At 56.9% G+C, this 13,911-nt stretch carries 14 protein-coding genes and 4 tRNA genes; 1 reads left to right on the top strand and 17 read right to left on the bottom strand.

The window, feature by feature from the left end:
* Window positions 1–227: 227 nt before the first annotated feature.
* From WG934_RS01750 to WG934_RS01690, 13 genes are all read right to left on the bottom strand, one after another.
* On the bottom strand, window positions 228–1,256 hold the full coding sequence (locus WG934_RS01750; protein ID WP_339976950.1) for a DUF3068 domain-containing protein: 1,029 nt from the start codon (window positions 1,254–1,256) through the stop codon (window positions 228–230).
* 228 nt (window positions 1,257–1,484) lie between these two features.
* Complete coding sequence (gene rplL, locus WG934_RS01745) at window positions 1,485–1,868, bottom strand: 50S ribosomal protein L7/L12 (protein WP_339976948.1); 384 nt, start codon at window positions 1,866–1,868, stop codon at window positions 1,485–1,487.
* A gap of 78 nt (window positions 1,869–1,946) precedes the next feature.
* Window positions 1,947–2,462 (bottom strand): 50S ribosomal protein L10, encoded by a 516-nt coding sequence (rplJ, locus tag WG934_RS01740; RefSeq protein ID WP_339988460.1) that lies wholly within the window; start codon window positions 2,460–2,462, stop codon window positions 1,947–1,949.
* A 368-nt stretch (window positions 2,463–2,830) separates the two neighbouring features.
* The gene (locus tag WG934_RS01735) at window positions 2,831–3,448 is read right to left on the bottom strand and encodes a hypothetical protein (RefSeq protein WP_339976944.1); all 618 of its coding nucleotides are present in this window, start codon (window positions 3,446–3,448) and stop codon (window positions 2,831–2,833) included.
* A gap of 135 nt (window positions 3,449–3,583) precedes the next feature.
* Window positions 3,584–4,300 carry a 50S ribosomal protein L1 gene (gene rplA, locus WG934_RS01730; protein ID WP_339988458.1) on the bottom strand — a complete coding sequence of 239 codons (717 nt, stop codon included), beginning with the start codon at window positions 4,298–4,300 and terminating at the stop codon, window positions 3,584–3,586.
* 69 nt (window positions 4,301–4,369) lie between these two features.
* Window positions 4,370–4,807, bottom strand: coding sequence for a 50S ribosomal protein L11 (gene rplK, locus WG934_RS01725; RefSeq protein ID WP_339976940.1), 438 nt, complete (start codon window positions 4,805–4,807; stop codon window positions 4,370–4,372).
* Window positions 4,808–5,039: 232 nt separating this feature from the next.
* Entirely contained in the window at window positions 5,040–5,963 is a 924-nt protein-coding gene (gene nusG / locus WG934_RS01720; protein WP_339988457.1) for a transcription termination/antitermination protein NusG, read from the bottom strand.
* 187 nt (window positions 5,964–6,150) lie between these two features.
* Window positions 6,151–6,528 carry a preprotein translocase subunit SecE gene (gene secE, locus WG934_RS01715; RefSeq protein WP_339988456.1) on the bottom strand — a complete coding sequence of 126 codons (378 nt, stop codon included), beginning with the start codon at window positions 6,526–6,528 and terminating at the stop codon, window positions 6,151–6,153.
* Window positions 6,529–6,573: 45 nt separating this feature from the next.
* A tRNA-Trp gene (locus tag WG934_RS01710) sits at window positions 6,574–6,646 on the bottom strand.
* A 77-nt stretch (window positions 6,647–6,723) separates the two neighbouring features.
* Window positions 6,724–6,797 (bottom strand) — tRNA-Met (locus tag WG934_RS01705).
* A gap of 32 nt (window positions 6,798–6,829) precedes the next feature.
* Window positions 6,830–6,902, bottom strand: a tRNA-Thr gene (locus tag WG934_RS01700).
* A gap of 281 nt (window positions 6,903–7,183) precedes the next feature.
* Window positions 7,184–7,266: transfer RNA gene (locus WG934_RS01695), tRNA-Tyr, on the bottom strand.
* An 83-nt stretch (window positions 7,267–7,349) separates the two neighbouring features.
* Window positions 7,350–8,399 carry a polyprenyl synthetase family protein gene (locus tag WG934_RS01690; protein WP_339988454.1) on the bottom strand — a complete coding sequence of 350 codons (1,050 nt, stop codon included), beginning with the start codon at window positions 8,397–8,399 and terminating at the stop codon, window positions 7,350–7,352.
* A 97-nt stretch (window positions 8,400–8,496) separates the two neighbouring features.
* Here WG934_RS01690 and WG934_RS01685 point away from each other — a divergent pair, with 97 nt between their 5' ends.
* Window positions 8,497–9,792, top strand: coding sequence for a geranylgeranyl reductase family protein (locus WG934_RS01685; protein WP_339988452.1), 1,296 nt, complete (start codon window positions 8,497–8,499; stop codon window positions 9,790–9,792).
* A gap of 10 nt (window positions 9,793–9,802) precedes the next feature.
* On the opposite strand, the gene WG934_RS01680 is transcribed toward WG934_RS01685, so the two are convergent.
* The 4 genes from WG934_RS01680 to menD form a co-directional block, all read right to left on the bottom strand.
* Window positions 9,803–10,507: a demethylmenaquinone methyltransferase gene (locus WG934_RS01680; RefSeq protein ID WP_339988449.1), complete on the bottom strand. Its 705-nt coding sequence runs from the start codon at window positions 10,505–10,507 to the stop codon at window positions 9,803–9,805.
* A 26-nt stretch (window positions 10,508–10,533) separates the two neighbouring features.
* Window positions 10,534–11,688, bottom strand: coding sequence for a glycosyltransferase family 4 protein (locus tag WG934_RS01675; protein WP_339976928.1), 1,155 nt, complete (start codon window positions 11,686–11,688; stop codon window positions 10,534–10,536).
* Between the two features lie 11 nt (window positions 11,689–11,699).
* Window positions 11,700–12,035 (bottom strand): DUF3592 domain-containing protein, encoded by a 336-nt coding sequence (locus WG934_RS01670; RefSeq protein ID WP_445228168.1) that lies wholly within the window; start codon window positions 12,033–12,035, stop codon window positions 11,700–11,702.
* A gap of 167 nt (window positions 12,036–12,202) precedes the next feature.
* Entirely contained in the window at window positions 12,203–13,867 is a 1,665-nt protein-coding gene (menD, locus tag WG934_RS01665) for a 2-succinyl-5-enolpyruvyl-6-hydroxy-3-cyclohexene-1-carboxylic-acid synthase (RefSeq protein ID WP_445228195.1), read from the bottom strand.
* Window positions 13,868–13,911: the final 44 nt, after the last annotated feature.

Raw genomic sequence — 13,911 nt, 5'->3', positions numbered from 1 at the left:
AGCGCAACGACTCAGTTTATAGGAATAAGTCTAGATTGTCCACTGGCCGATGAGGAACCATCTGAACGGTAGCGCCGGCAGCACCGGCGTGTCACACAATCAGTGCCGACGAAAAATCTCGGGCGGGCAGTTTCGGACGGGCCTGCGTCCGGCACTGAGCGCGTGCACAGCACACCCTACCCCGATTTCAGAAGTCTGCAGGGATTGGCGACCACTTTTTTAGATTTTTACTGGTCATCCTGTACTGGATCCAGCGTGAACTTCTTCTCTTCTGGTTCGACTGGTGTTGGCTCATCGCCTGCTTTACGACGTTCTGGCCGGACAGCACCCACGGTTCCAGCGAAAGCGAGGATCGCACCAATGGTGATGAGCGCGATTGACCACGGACGAAGGGGGGTCGTCGAGTAGACGTGACGGGCACCTGCCAGAAGCCACGCCGTTTCGCTTTCTTCCATCTTGCCGGTGAAATCCAAGTAGGTCATGAGCTTTTCGCCATCGCGCGTTTCCCACCACAAGTTGATGTCCTCCGCGACATCAACAACTAGGCCAGATCGTGGCTCGACGTACCAATCACGGGTTCCCTCGTACGTCAGGAAACCATCTTTGCCGTCAATGGAGATATGCGTGTTGTTACCCCGGTAATGAGTCGCCACATTGGTCTTGTCGATCTTCTGGGTGAAGTGCAAAACCTCTTCCCCATTACGAGTGTCCTTGCCCTTAAAATCTGCAGGAACAGACTCTCGCAAGAAGTCATCGAATACCGGGTAGGTCTTCTCCTCAGTTCCGGCGGGGAACTTCACCCAGTACCCGTCGACAGGCACCTGGCGTGGCACACCAGCCATTCGATCCACAATGGTTGCTGGACCTTGGAACTTACCGCTGAGGCGATCAATGGAAAACGTCCATACCTGTGCATCAATCAGCTCAGTAATGTCAGCGGTACCAACGACTTCTGCATCCATTTCACGAATGACCGACGTGCCTACACGTAGGGACACGCGCTCCTTATCCGCAGGCTGGATCAATTCACCGTGCAACTGACGACGAATCGGTGATGTCACCTCTTCCCTACTGCCATCCTCCGCAATCTTGCTGGAGACACCCTCAGCAGACCGCATGACGTACGACGTCGGAGGGAGGTCGAGTGGCAACTTGGGATCGTCGGAAAGCAAGCGTGGCAACAGCACACCAATGGCGATCAGAGCGGCTCCGAGTCCCAAGATGAGGACTGAAGCGATGCGCGAGCGTGGAAGCATAAGTGTCACTTTACAGTTGGTGGATTGAAACCCAGAAGTCATCGGTGTTACGAAGCTAGTGCGCTACGTACTGACCACTCTTGTGACAGGTCACATCTGGCTCGACTTCTGGTAGGGCATTGCGTTGATCCATACAACGCAAAAGCCACTCACCTGCATAACGCAGGTGAGTGGCCTTTACAAGTTTGTGTGGGCAACTAGGCCACACTCAACAAGAATTCCGGGGAATTACTTGAGGGAAACCTTAGCGCCAGCCTCTTCGAGCTTGGTCTTTGCAGCCTCAGCGTCGTCCTTGGAAGCAGCTTCCAGGATAGCCTTTGGAGCGGACTCAACGAGCTCCTTAGCTTCCTTCAGGCCCAGGCCGGAGACGATCTCGCGGACAGCCTTAATAACGCCGATCTTCTTAGCGCCTGCGTCCTCGAGAACGACGTCGAACTCGTCCTTCTCTTCAGCAGCAGCTTCGCCGCCAGCAGCGCCAGCAGCAGCAACAGCAACTGGAGCAGCTGCGGTTACGTCGAACTCTTCCTCGAAAGCCTTCTTGAACTCGGTGAGCTCAACGAGGGTCATTTCCTTGAACGCTTCGAGCAGTTCCTCGGTGGTGTACTTAGCCATGGAATTTCTCCTATGAAGTATTGTGCGGCCGATTGGCCGCGAAAGTTATATGTGGTTTTTCGCGTACGGGCCGCAGCTCTACTGCTTCTTTTCCTCGAGTGCCGCAGCAAGACGTGCGACGGAGGAAGTAGGAGCATCGAGCAGGCCAGCGACGTTCGCCAGAACGCCATTGAAAGCACCAGCCAGCTTTGCCAGCGTGGTCTCGCGGTTGTCCATATCCGCGAGGGCTTCGAACTGAGCGGAGTCCATGACTGCGCCGTCCATGTAGCCGCCCTTGATCACGAGCTTGTCGTTCTCCTTGGAGAACTTCTTGATCGCCTTAGCAGCGTCAACAGCTTCGCCCTTAATGAAGGCAACAGCGGTTGGGCCGTTCAGGAGATCATCAAGACCCTCGATGCCCGCCTGGTTAGCAGCGAGCTTGATCATGGTGTTCTTGGCGACGGAGTACTTAACGTCTGCACCAAGTGCGCGACGAAGCTCAGTAATCTCGGTAACGGTCAAGCCGCGGTATTCAGTCAGAACTACAGCGCTGGACTCTTCAACATCCTGCTTCAGTACTGCTACAGCTGCTTCCTTTTGAGTGGTTACTGCCATGTGTACTCTCGCCTCCTTCCTGGTCTGTCGTAGTTTCCAACGGTCTAGCACCAGAAAAACAAAAGCACCCCAGACGCAAAAGGCATCAGGGGCGCAGCATTACCGGGCCATGTTTACACACGACACGAAGCGAGAAGCACGAAGCTTCTCTTCTGTCCCAAGTCCTCCTACGTGGGCCGCCAGCGTTTCGCTGAGCCTTCAACCCGATTTCTCGGGTGACCGACGGTCTTCGGTGAAACTTGATTGCCAACTCCTCGTTGCGAGCAATCTCTTGCGCGCTCCGAAAGTCAGTCAAACTTCGTTAGAAACAATAGCCTAGTTGCATACTAGGACAAAATCGCTGGTCAACTGCAACGTTCCGCCAGCTTCTATTCCCACATTCCAAACTTCAGTTGGCGTTCCCGGTTCTCTACATACCGCTCTACTTCCATGAAATACGCAAGCAGATCGACATCACCGGCAAACATCACCGAATCGGCGTAGCGCTGCACCACCCGCACCATGTCATCCGGATGCGCATCCAAACTCGCTGCCCCCAGCAAGTCATTGGTCATCCGCAGCGCGACGACAACCGCAGGGGGCAATCCCGGGACTTCAATCTGCTTTTCGACGAGCTCCTTTAGCTCCACCGCCTCCATTCGGGCCATAGCGCGGAGCATATGGATGATGACTGTCTTCGCGGCGTCAATAGCTTCCTGAACCGCTGGCATTGCCATCAGATCAGACGAATACAACGTGCAATCTTTTGCCGTGCGGTTAAACAAGTCGGCCACTGCATCATCTTCCTCCAGGCCAATGAGGACAACACCCAATAGGCAGTGCCCTTCCCTGCGTAGGCGTGGGTACCTATACAGATCGTCGCCAAGCGAGTCGAGGAAAGCGATCAACTCGTCTTTAATCCAGCCCGAACCGTCATCGAGGGATGCCAAGCCACTGATTGTGTCCAGGGCGCGGCGCTCGATTTCAGCGCGAGAGGTCATTTGCATACCCCGGATTTTAGGCGCTACCCGCCTAGTCGTGGTCATTTTTGAGAAATTGCGGGAGCCAACCAGCACCGCGAATGCAACAACCCCGGCACCTCACAAGGAAGTGCCGGGGTTATGCAGTACTAAAGGTGTGGCTTACGCCTCTTCAGCACCGGTGAAGTTCTTGATGACGGTGTTGTCAACGAGAATGCCAGGTCCCTGGGTTGCAGAGATGGTGATCTTCTTCAGGTACTTACCCTTGGAAGAAGATGGCTTCAGACGCAGGAGCTCGTCAATGAGAGCACCGTAGTTCTCAGCCAACTGCTCAGCGGTGAAGGAAGCCTTACCGATGATTGCCTGCAGGTTGGAAGCCTTATCAACGCGGAAGGAGATCTTACCGCCCTTGATTTCCTTGACTGCCTTAGCAACGTCTGGGGTGACGGTGCCGGTCTTAGGGTTTGGCATCAGACCACGTGGGCCGAGGATACGAGCGACGCGACCAACCTTGGCCATCTGGTCTGGGGTTGCGATAGCAGCATCGAAGTCAGTCCAGCCACCCTGGATCTTTTCGATGAGCTCGTCGGTGCCAACCATGTCAGCGCCAGCTTCTTCAGCCTTGGTAGCGTTCTCGCCAGCAGCGAAAACGATGACGCGGACGGTCTTACCGGTGCCGTGTGGCAGCGAAACGGTGCCACGAACGAGCTGGTCTGCCTTACGTGGGTCAACGCCCAGGCGGATAGCAACGTCTACGGATGGATCGTAGTTCTTGGAAGCAGTTTCTTTAACCAAGGTGGTTGCCTCGATTGGCGAGTAGATGCGACCCTTGTCGACCTTCTCGGCTGCTGCCTTGTATGCCTTAGAATTCTTGCTCATTATGAGTCCAATCTAAAGAGTGTTGGATGTGGTTGACGGGCCGAAAGCTGGCCCTGCCACGGGGGTTACTTACTTTGCACCTTCGACGGTGATGCCCATGGAACGAGCGGTACCAGCGATGATGCGTGCGCCCATCTCAATGTCGTTTGCATTGAGGTCAGGCTTCTTCAGCTCTGCGATTTCCTTGCACTGCTCCCACGTAACGGAACCGACCTTGTCGGTGTGTGGAACGCCGGAGCCCTTCTTCAGGCCAGCAGCCTTCAGCAGCAGCTTAGCTGCTGGTGGGGTCTTCAGAACGAAGGTGAACGAACGGTCTTCGTACACGGAGATTTCAACAGGAACAACGTTGCCGCGCTGGTTCTCAGTCGCAGCGTTGTATGCCTTACAGAACTCCATGATGTTGACGCCGTGCGCACCCAGTGCTGGGCCAACTGGAGGAGCTGGGTTAGCAGCGCCTGCCTGGATCTGCAGCTTGATCAGCGCAGAAAGCTTCTTCTTCGGAGCCATCGGATTACCTACTTCCTAGTTACCGGGTACCTGGTGTCCCGATGAAACAAAACACCAACCCCGTCCGGATGCCACCTCGCGTACGAGCCTGGCCACCGGGGATAAGTTCAAATGAATGCGCGCCCTATACGAAAGCACACGCCGGGCTACGTTACCGCAGCACCAGGCGTGTGCCCAAATCGCTGATCACGCTTTACGACGATCGTCGTAAAGCAGTGTTCGAAGTGAAGGTTTAGGTGAGCTTTTCAACCTCGTCGACACCAAGCTCGACAGGAGTCTCACGGCCGAAGATAGAGACCAGAGCCTTCATGCGGCCGGTTGCTGGGTCGATCTCGGAAATGGTCGCAGCAACAGAAGCGAATGGGCCGGAAAGGATGGTGACGGACTCGCCGACCTCGTAATCGATGGACGTCTTAGCCTCTTCAGCCTTCGGAGCTGCAGCGACTGCGAGCTCACCGTCGGAATCTGCACCGTCGACGACGGCAGCGGTGACGGTTTCCTTCGGCATGAGGAACTTAGCGACTTCGCGAATCTTGACCTGGGTTGGGTGGCCCTCAGAACCAACGAAGGACGTCACACCAGGGGTATCGCGCACGACGGACCACGAAGGATCGTCCAGCTCCATACGAACGAGGACGTAGCCAGGAAGCAGCTTCTTCTTGACGATCTTCTTCTTGCCGTCCTTCCGCTCCTCCACTTCCTCGATTGGAACAACGACTTCGTGGATCTGCTCGTCGACGCCCATGGTCTGTGCGCGCATTTCCAGGTTGGTCTTCACCTTGTTCTCGTAACCCGAGTAGCACTGGATGATGTACCAGTTGCCAGGGCGACGCTTCAGCTCACGCTGGAACTCACGCAGACGACGACGGTACTCAGCTTCTGGGTCTACCTCGCCGGCTGGTGCTTCAGCAGCAGCGTCGGCTGCTGGCTCAGCCGGGGCATCAGCTGCAGCTGCCGGTTCGGTCGCCTCAGCTTCGTCGGCAGCTTCTACTGGAGCCTGCTCTGGCGCATCAATGGTCGCTTCGGCGGCGTCGACGGCTTCGGTGGCCTCAGCAGCGTCGGCAGTTGGTTCTTCCTGTACTGCCTGCTCGTTCTGTGCCGCAGTCGCTTCTGCCTGAGCCTGAGCTTCAGCGAAGTAGTTGTTCTCGTCGTTCATTCGGTGTCTACCCTTCGGAAAACCTATTGTGTGTGCGTCTGACGCCCAGTCTAGGTTCGTCGAAAAATATTCGACGCAACCTAACCTGATGCGCTCGGTGCAGACGCGAGGTGGAGCAAAGAATAATCCCGCCTACCGGCTTGCGGTGGCGGGATGTAAAGCATCTCTGTCGAAGTACTATACCCGACTAGCTTGAAAAGATTGAACGGACACCCAAACCAGCTAGTGTGTCGACGCCCCAAACCACCGTCACCATGAAGATCAGGAACAACAACACAACGATGGTGTACGTAACCATTTGACGACCAGTTGGCCAAATGACCTTGCGAAGCTCAGCAACAACCTGCTTGAGGAAAGTGATGGGATTCCGCGTCGACAGTTCGTCGGTTTCGGATGCACGCTTTGCCGGCTTCTTTGCAGCCGGCTTCTTTGCAACAGCATTAGCGTTGGTAGCGGAGCGCTTACCAGTCGGAGCCTCGGTAGTAGATGGGCGGGCTGCACCAGTTGGACGGGCCGTTTCAAAGTTAAGGCCAGCGCCTGACTTGGTGTTCTTATCCTCGGCCACGATTCTCCTACGCAAAATTGGGGTCCACCGTTTAAAAGGGACTTGCAGGGGCGACAGGAATCGAACCTGCAACCTGCGGTTTTGGAGACCGCTGCTCTGCCAATTGAGCTACGCCCCTCTGTCGTTGAAAACTAACGACGGTTTCCCACCCTAGCACGACGACTAGTGCGAGTTGACGACCCGAGTGTTCGCCAGTAGCGATGGGGGGGATCGAACCCCCGACCTCACGATTATGAGTCGTGCGCTCTCACCATCTGAGCTACATCGCCCCGTTCTCTTTATGCACTACATAAAAGAACAGAGCCCCCTGACAGAATCGAACTGTCGACCTTTTCCTTACCATGGAAACGCTCTGCCGACTGAGCTAAGGGGGCGTCAGCTTCTCGCGTTGCACTGCACCAAGATTGCAAGTTCCCAGTTCTGGAAACAAACGCTCTGTGCGCTGCGCTCCTTGCGAAGCCTTGGAAAGATTAACCCGAACTATCTAACGAACACAAATCCGCAGGCCAGAACACATTTCGGCGAGGGTTTTTAACGTCAAGATGGCATTGCCTCGGAGTGCGATTGCAGAATTCGGAGAACAACCGCGGAAGACAGCCCAAGAATAACCTCAAAAAGCAAAAGCGCCCGAGAAAATCTCGGACGCTTCTTTTTGTGCCAGATGATGGATTCGAACCAACGTAGGTAAAAACCGACGGATTTACAATCCGCTCCCTTTGGCCGCTCGGGCAATCTGGCGTGCACCTCAATGTGGTGCGATTGGAACTCTACACATTAACCAGCATTTGAGCCAAATCCGCTGGTCAAACCGTGATCAAGGTCTAGCCAACCCGGTCTACGGTGTAGCTAGCGAGCATGCGCAACGCATCCTTGGCCGGAATCTCAGGCAAGTCGGCGATGGCAGCCTCGGCCTGCTGAACCAAATCGCGAACAACATCGAGTGCCTGCGCAGAACCGCTAGTTTGAGCGAGCAGCTCCAAGGCTTCGTCGACAAGTGCGTCGTCAGTCACAGGTCCCACGAGGATCTCACGCAAGCGTGCGCCGGCATCACTCTGCTCGCGCAATGCGTACAACACAGGCAGCGTGAATACGCCCTCTCGAAGATCCGTCCCCGGGGTCTTACCTGACTGCTCAGAGTTCGAAGAGATGTCGATAATGTCGTCGACAATTTGGAAGACCAGGCCAACGAGCTCGCCGTACTTGTGCAACGACTCGACGGTCTTCATGTCTGCACCTGCATGCAATGCGCCGAGATAACCAGCCGATGCGATGAGAACACCCGTCTTCTCACGAATGACATCGAGGTAGTGCTCGATCTCGTCGGTACCTTCTGGGCAACCGATGGACTCTCGCATCTGACCTGTGACCAACTCACCGAAAGTCTGCGCGAAGTGCGCCACTGTTGGCGATCCGAGCCGCGACAACAAGCGTGATGCGGTGGCAAACAAGTAATCGCCAGCCAAGATGGCAACCGAATTCGACCATCGGGCATTCGCCGACTGGACGCCTCGACGCATGTCCGCTTCGTCCATGACATCGTCGTGGTACAAGGTTGCTAAGTGAGTCATCTCGACGACAGCCGCAGCCGTGATCACGTCTTCACTATCGGACTCAGGCCCGAACTGTGCAGCCATCATGGAGAACATCGGGCGGAATCGCTTTCCGCCCGCAGTTGCCAAATGACACACTCTTTCAACGAGGAACTCCTCGCCCAAGCTGAGCTCGTAATTCAGCAGTTCTTCGCTGCGGCGCATTCCTTCTGTGACGGCGTTTTCCAACGCCGGATCCGCCAAAGACACGCTGGCGACACTTGAGTCACCAGTGCGCTGAGTCTTTGGGGCGCCTGTGCTGGTGTTGTCACCAGTTCGCATTCGGGTCCTACCTTGCTCACGGATTTATAGAGTCTTTTCCTCAAAGCAACATACCGCAATAGCTTTTCAACTTCGGATTACGGTATAGCCTGAGGCAGTGTGTTCCTCTGCTTCGATTCCGCCACTTTCCGTTGATGTCCTTGTCGTAGGTGCCGGCCCAACAGGGGCCGCCGCAGCTATTCACGCAGTTGACGCTGGTTTCAGTGTACTTCTCGTGGACAGCCAAACGTTCCCCCGCGACAAGACTTGTGGCGACGGACTTACCCCCCGCGCAATTGCCGAGCTCGACCGACTTGGTCTGGCCGAAGGCGTTCTGGAGCGCACTCGAAACAACGGTCTGAAACTCCATGGATTCGGGGGCTCTATCACCGCCCCATGGCCAGAAGGCCCCTTCCCCACTGCTGGTTCAGCTGTTCCGCGATTGCTTTTCGACGATCTCCTCGTCCAGCATGCCCGCTCTCTCGGCGCGACTGTGTGTGATGGTTTTGCTGTCTCATCGGTTACGCACGATGTGGGACGTGCCGTTTCGGGGGTAACCCTTCGCAGCTCAGAGGGCACCACGCATGAGGTGAAGGTTCGTTGGCTGCTCGTTGCAGACGGTGTGCGCAGCCCTGTTGGCAAGATGCTTGGGCGCACCTGGCACCGGGACAATGTGTTCGGGGTGGCAGCGAGGTCCTACTGCACGTCGTCAAGTGAAGACCCGGAAAAGACCCAGTGGATTCACTCTCACCTCGAACTGCGCGACGATGAAGGCACAGTTCACCCAGGGTACGGCTGGATTTTCCCACTTGGCGAGATCGACGGCGTGCAGCAGATGAACGTAGGTTGTGGCGCGTTGGCGACTTCAAAGCGTCCAGCGAAGGTGAATACGAAGAAGCTGCTGCGCCATTACGCGTCGCAAGTCAGCGAGGAGTGGCAGCTCGGTACCCCCACCAAGGTCACCTCTGCGCTTCTGCCCATGGGCGGGTCCGTCAGCCATGTCGCTGGCCCCAATTGGGCACTGCTTGGCGACGCCGCAGCACTGGTCAACCCCCTCAATGGCGAAGGTATCGACTACGGCATGGAAAGCTCGCGTCTTGCCGTTGAACTCATATCTTCGCTCGTGAACAACCGAGATGGGCTCACCTACGCGTGGCCAGCACTACTGCGCCGGGAGTTCGGTGAGGGATTCTCTCTCGCCCGCCGGTTGGCAGAGTCTCTCACCCTTGACTGGTTCTTGCCGACGGTCGGCCCACTGACCATCGGTGCCCCATGGGGAAATTCCGTGATGGGCGTGGCTGCACGGCTCATGGGCAACCTTGTGACGGAGTCGGATCGCGATGTCGTCGCGAAGCTGTGGCGTGCAGCAGGAAAAGCATCGATTGCGGCGGATAGCCGCAAGCCATGGGCCTAGTCGAGGTTTCTTACGCAGGCTTCACTGCAGAGTGCAGAGCGGCAATGCCGAAGGTCAGGTTCTGCCAACCGCAGTGCTCCCAACCGCTGTCGTTGATGGCGCGTGCGAGTTCTTCCTGGTGTGGCCATTCTCGAATGGACTCTGCTAGGTAGACGTACGCGTCTGGGTTGGACGACACCGCCTTTGCGATGCGAGGAAGCAAACGCATCAAGTATTCCTTGTAGACCGTAGAAAACACCGGCACAACCGGCGTGGAAAACTCGCACACAGTAATCCGACCGCCAGGCTTGGTGACACGAGCCATTTCGCGTAGACCAGCCTTGAAATCCACGATGTTGCGGAGCCCGAAACTAATGGTCACGGCATCAAAAGTTTCATCTGGGAATGGCAGATTCATGCCATCACCGCAGACCTTTGGCACATCACGATGAGCACCGGCCTTCAGCATGCCCCGGGAGAAGTCACATGCAATGACTTCAGCACCGGACTTAGCCAACTCGACCGTCGATACCGCAGTGCCTGCTGCGAGATCCAAGCACAACTCGCCCGGGGCGAGGTTAAGGCGCCGAGTCGTGGCCTTACGCCACTGGGCGTCAATGCCCGCTGACAGCACGGTATTAGTGATGTCATAGTTCTTGCCAACCCCATCGAACATTGAAGCCACATCGATGGGGTTCTTGGTTAAATCAGCGCGTACGTTCTCTGCCTTTGACACACGGCCAGATTACGCGACCGCGTGGACTACGCCACCGAGTGGTGCTCGCGACCGTGTGCCGGAACCCCACTGATTTCTGCATAGTGGTTGACCAGGTCGCTGCACAGTGCGTGCCAGGTGCGGGTGCGGATGGTGTCGCGGCAGACATTTCGCAGCGCAGCAGACTTCGCTGGATCCTCTGGGAAAGTGAACTCGTTGACAGCATCCAGGAGCTCGTCCGTGAACGATGCTGGGTTGAGCAGACGTCCATTGACCCCGTTGGTGATGAGGTCCTTCGGGCCACCTGCGTTCGGCGCGATCGCCGGTACACCCGATGCGTGGGCTTCCTGCACTGCCTGGCAGAACGTCTCGAAATCACCGGTGTGCACGAACACATCCAAGCTGGCGTAAGCCTGTGCCAGTTCATCACCAGTGAGCTGTCCGGTGAAGATCGCATCTGGCATGAGCTCTTCGAGTCGCTTGCGCTCCGGGCCATCGCCAACAACGACCAACTGAATATCATCGCGACCGGAAAGAACTGCAAGACGCTCTACCGACTTCTCTGCAGCGAGGCGCCCCACGTAACCAACAATGCGCTTGCCCTGCGGGCTCCAGAACTTGCGCACAGTGTGCGAACGCTTCGCAGGAGTGAAACGCTGCGCATCGACGCCACGACCCCAACGGTGGATATCACGAATGCGGTGCATGGTGAGGTCCTGGATCGTCGGCGTCGTTGGAGCCAAGGTTCGAGCGCAGGAATTGTGAATCACTCGAGTCCACGACCACGCTGCAGCGGACAAACCAGCGAGCTTGTAGTTATTGGCAAAACCAGCGACATCGGTTTGGTACACAGCAATAGCTGGGATACCCAGAGCCTTCGCAGTAAACGCACCAGCTGCACCCAACACGAACGGGGAGGCAAGGTGAACAACATCTGGCTTGAACTTGGCCAGTACCGCCGCAACGCGGCCATGAGGAACACCGATGGGCAGGGAGTCGATCAACGGCATCATCACCGTTGGTACTCGCTCGATGCGGTAACCACAGTAGAACTCGACTTCTTCCTCGAAGTCGCGTGCACCTGGAGCAATAACGATAGCTTCGTGCCCTTCAGCACGTAAGTGCTCCAACACCCTCAGAACCGAGTTAGTGACTCCATTGATGTTCGGAAGGAAGCTCTCTGCCACAATCGCTACTCGCATACCCACTAGGGTCACACTCCGACTAAACCTTCTGGTGGCGCCTGGGTTGAATCTTGGGAATTTTCAAGTAAACGATTGGTTGCGCGAACCGTCAGCCACCACAACGGAATTGCAATGACCAATCCAACCACCAAGATACTCAATGCCGGAATGATTGACAGCGTCCATCGCCGCCCTTCGACGCGCACAGTTTCTGGATTTTCTCGGTCGTACTCAACCCGCACCCGCTGCCCTTGTTCAAGCCCCACGGGGTACAACAAACCATTCACTGGCGAGCGGTATTCCCCCTCTTCATCGACAAAATCCACCGCAGTACGCAGCGTGCTCGTATGCCGAACGGTGGCCACGGCCTCTCCCCGATTCGACTCGATGGCACGATCTGCGGACCAGCATCCGAACACTAGTCCCACGCATGTGACGAAAAGACAGATCATCACAAACATGAGGAGCTGCCGGGCTCTCCTCGGCCAACCTTGGAACTTTCCGTTCACTGCGTGTTCCACCTCGCTTCTACTTAACGTAGCTCCGCTTTCGCGTACAGCTTTTCATGAACGTCACGACGACTACCTCGGGCCGTCACTGCCTCGATAACGCGGATGCCGTCGACATCCGTGTCTGGATGCAACTGCTGAAGTAGATCCGGTAGCTCGCGGACGAGAACGTACTGCGCGCCATAGGCCTCACACAGTGCACCCAAATCTACATCCTGAGCAGTGCCGAAAATGCGCTCGAAACCGCTACGCAGATCTGGCGCACCAGCTTCGAGAGTCTCAAAGATGCCGCCTCCAGTGTCATTAGCGACGACGATGGTGAGGTTGGCAGGGCGTGGCTCGTCAGGGCCAATCGACAATGCCCCAGCATCGTGCAGGAACGTAAGATCGCCCATCAACGCCAAGGTGCGTGGCGGACGAATTTCCTCTGAGTTCGCGCGATCACGCGCCAGGGCGATGCCGATGGCCGTCGCAACGGTTCCGTCGATGCCTGCGGCACCACGACCTGCGTACACATCCACACCCGGGAATGGCAACCCTGCCCAGGAAGCGTCGCGGACGGAATTCGATGCTCCGAGAACCAGCAGGTCGCCGGTACGCAAACTATCGGTCATGGCTGCAGCGACGTGTAATCCGGTGAGCTCGTCAGTGGTTTCCTGAAGAGTCTCCCGTACTGCCTTCACTCCTAGCTCGGATGCAGCTTCGCAGACTTTAAGCCACTGCTCGGCACATTCGCCGGTCGTTTCGACGCCACGAACGACACGACGAGCATTTGCCGTCACATCTGGGTAGTCCGTATCCGACGCAACAACAGTGACGTCGATGTCGGGGTTCGCCAGCAACTTTGCTACTCCACGATGCAGAGTCGGACGCCCCAACACCACGATGTGTTCCGGCAGAATCTGCGCAAACGCCCCAGCGGCTAACGGATGCACAGGAAACTCCGGCGCGAATGTGGACGGCTCAGCGATGGTCGGGACGTCGTAAAGCGCAGGGTGTGCCACTGCCCCGCTTCCGGCAATCACCAAGGTTCGGCGGGACAGATCCAGCTTTGCGACGGACTCATGCCCGGCTACAACCTGGCGCAAATGGGAAATATCCGTCCAAGGTGCCCCATAGGGACGGCCTTCCGGAATGGTTGGTTCTTCGTCGACTTGCGGCACCAGTGGTTCGACAAAACGGACGTTGAGATGCACCGCACCACCGCGGGTATCACGCACGCGCCCAGAGTTGTGTGCCCCGTTGTAGCCAGCGCTCGCCGTTGCTGTGGCAACCAGCCGGTCGATACGTGCACGGATAACCGCAGCAGAAGACTGGGTCACTTCTGCGGTGCCATCTAAGTCAAACTCGGCGACAGAAGCTTTGGCGAATAGTTGGGCTTGATCAATCGTTTGGTTAGCCCCAGTGCCCTGGTACGACGACGGCCGGTCTGCTGTGAGAGCCAGCAATGGAATGTTGGAGTACGTTGCTTCAACCATCGCGGGAGTCAGGTTCGCCACGGCCGTTCCGGAGGTAGTGACGATTGGCGTAATGCGTCGCGTCTGCGCTGCCAGCCCGAGGGCGAGGAAGGCTGCTGAGCGTTCGTCGATACGCACGTGCAGACGGATGCGACCGGCATTGCTCGCAGCCAGGAGCGCGCGTGAGAGTGGGGCCGAACGGGAGCCCGGGCAAACGACAGCTTCACGCATGCCACAGCGAATGAGTTCGTCGACGATGACACCGGCAGTGACGG

Source organism: Corynebacterium sp. H78 (assembly GCF_037572275.1).
Classification (GTDB): Bacteria; Actinomycetota; Actinomycetes; order Mycobacteriales; family Mycobacteriaceae; genus Corynebacterium.
This window is presented reverse-complemented; position numbering and strand designations above follow the sequence as displayed.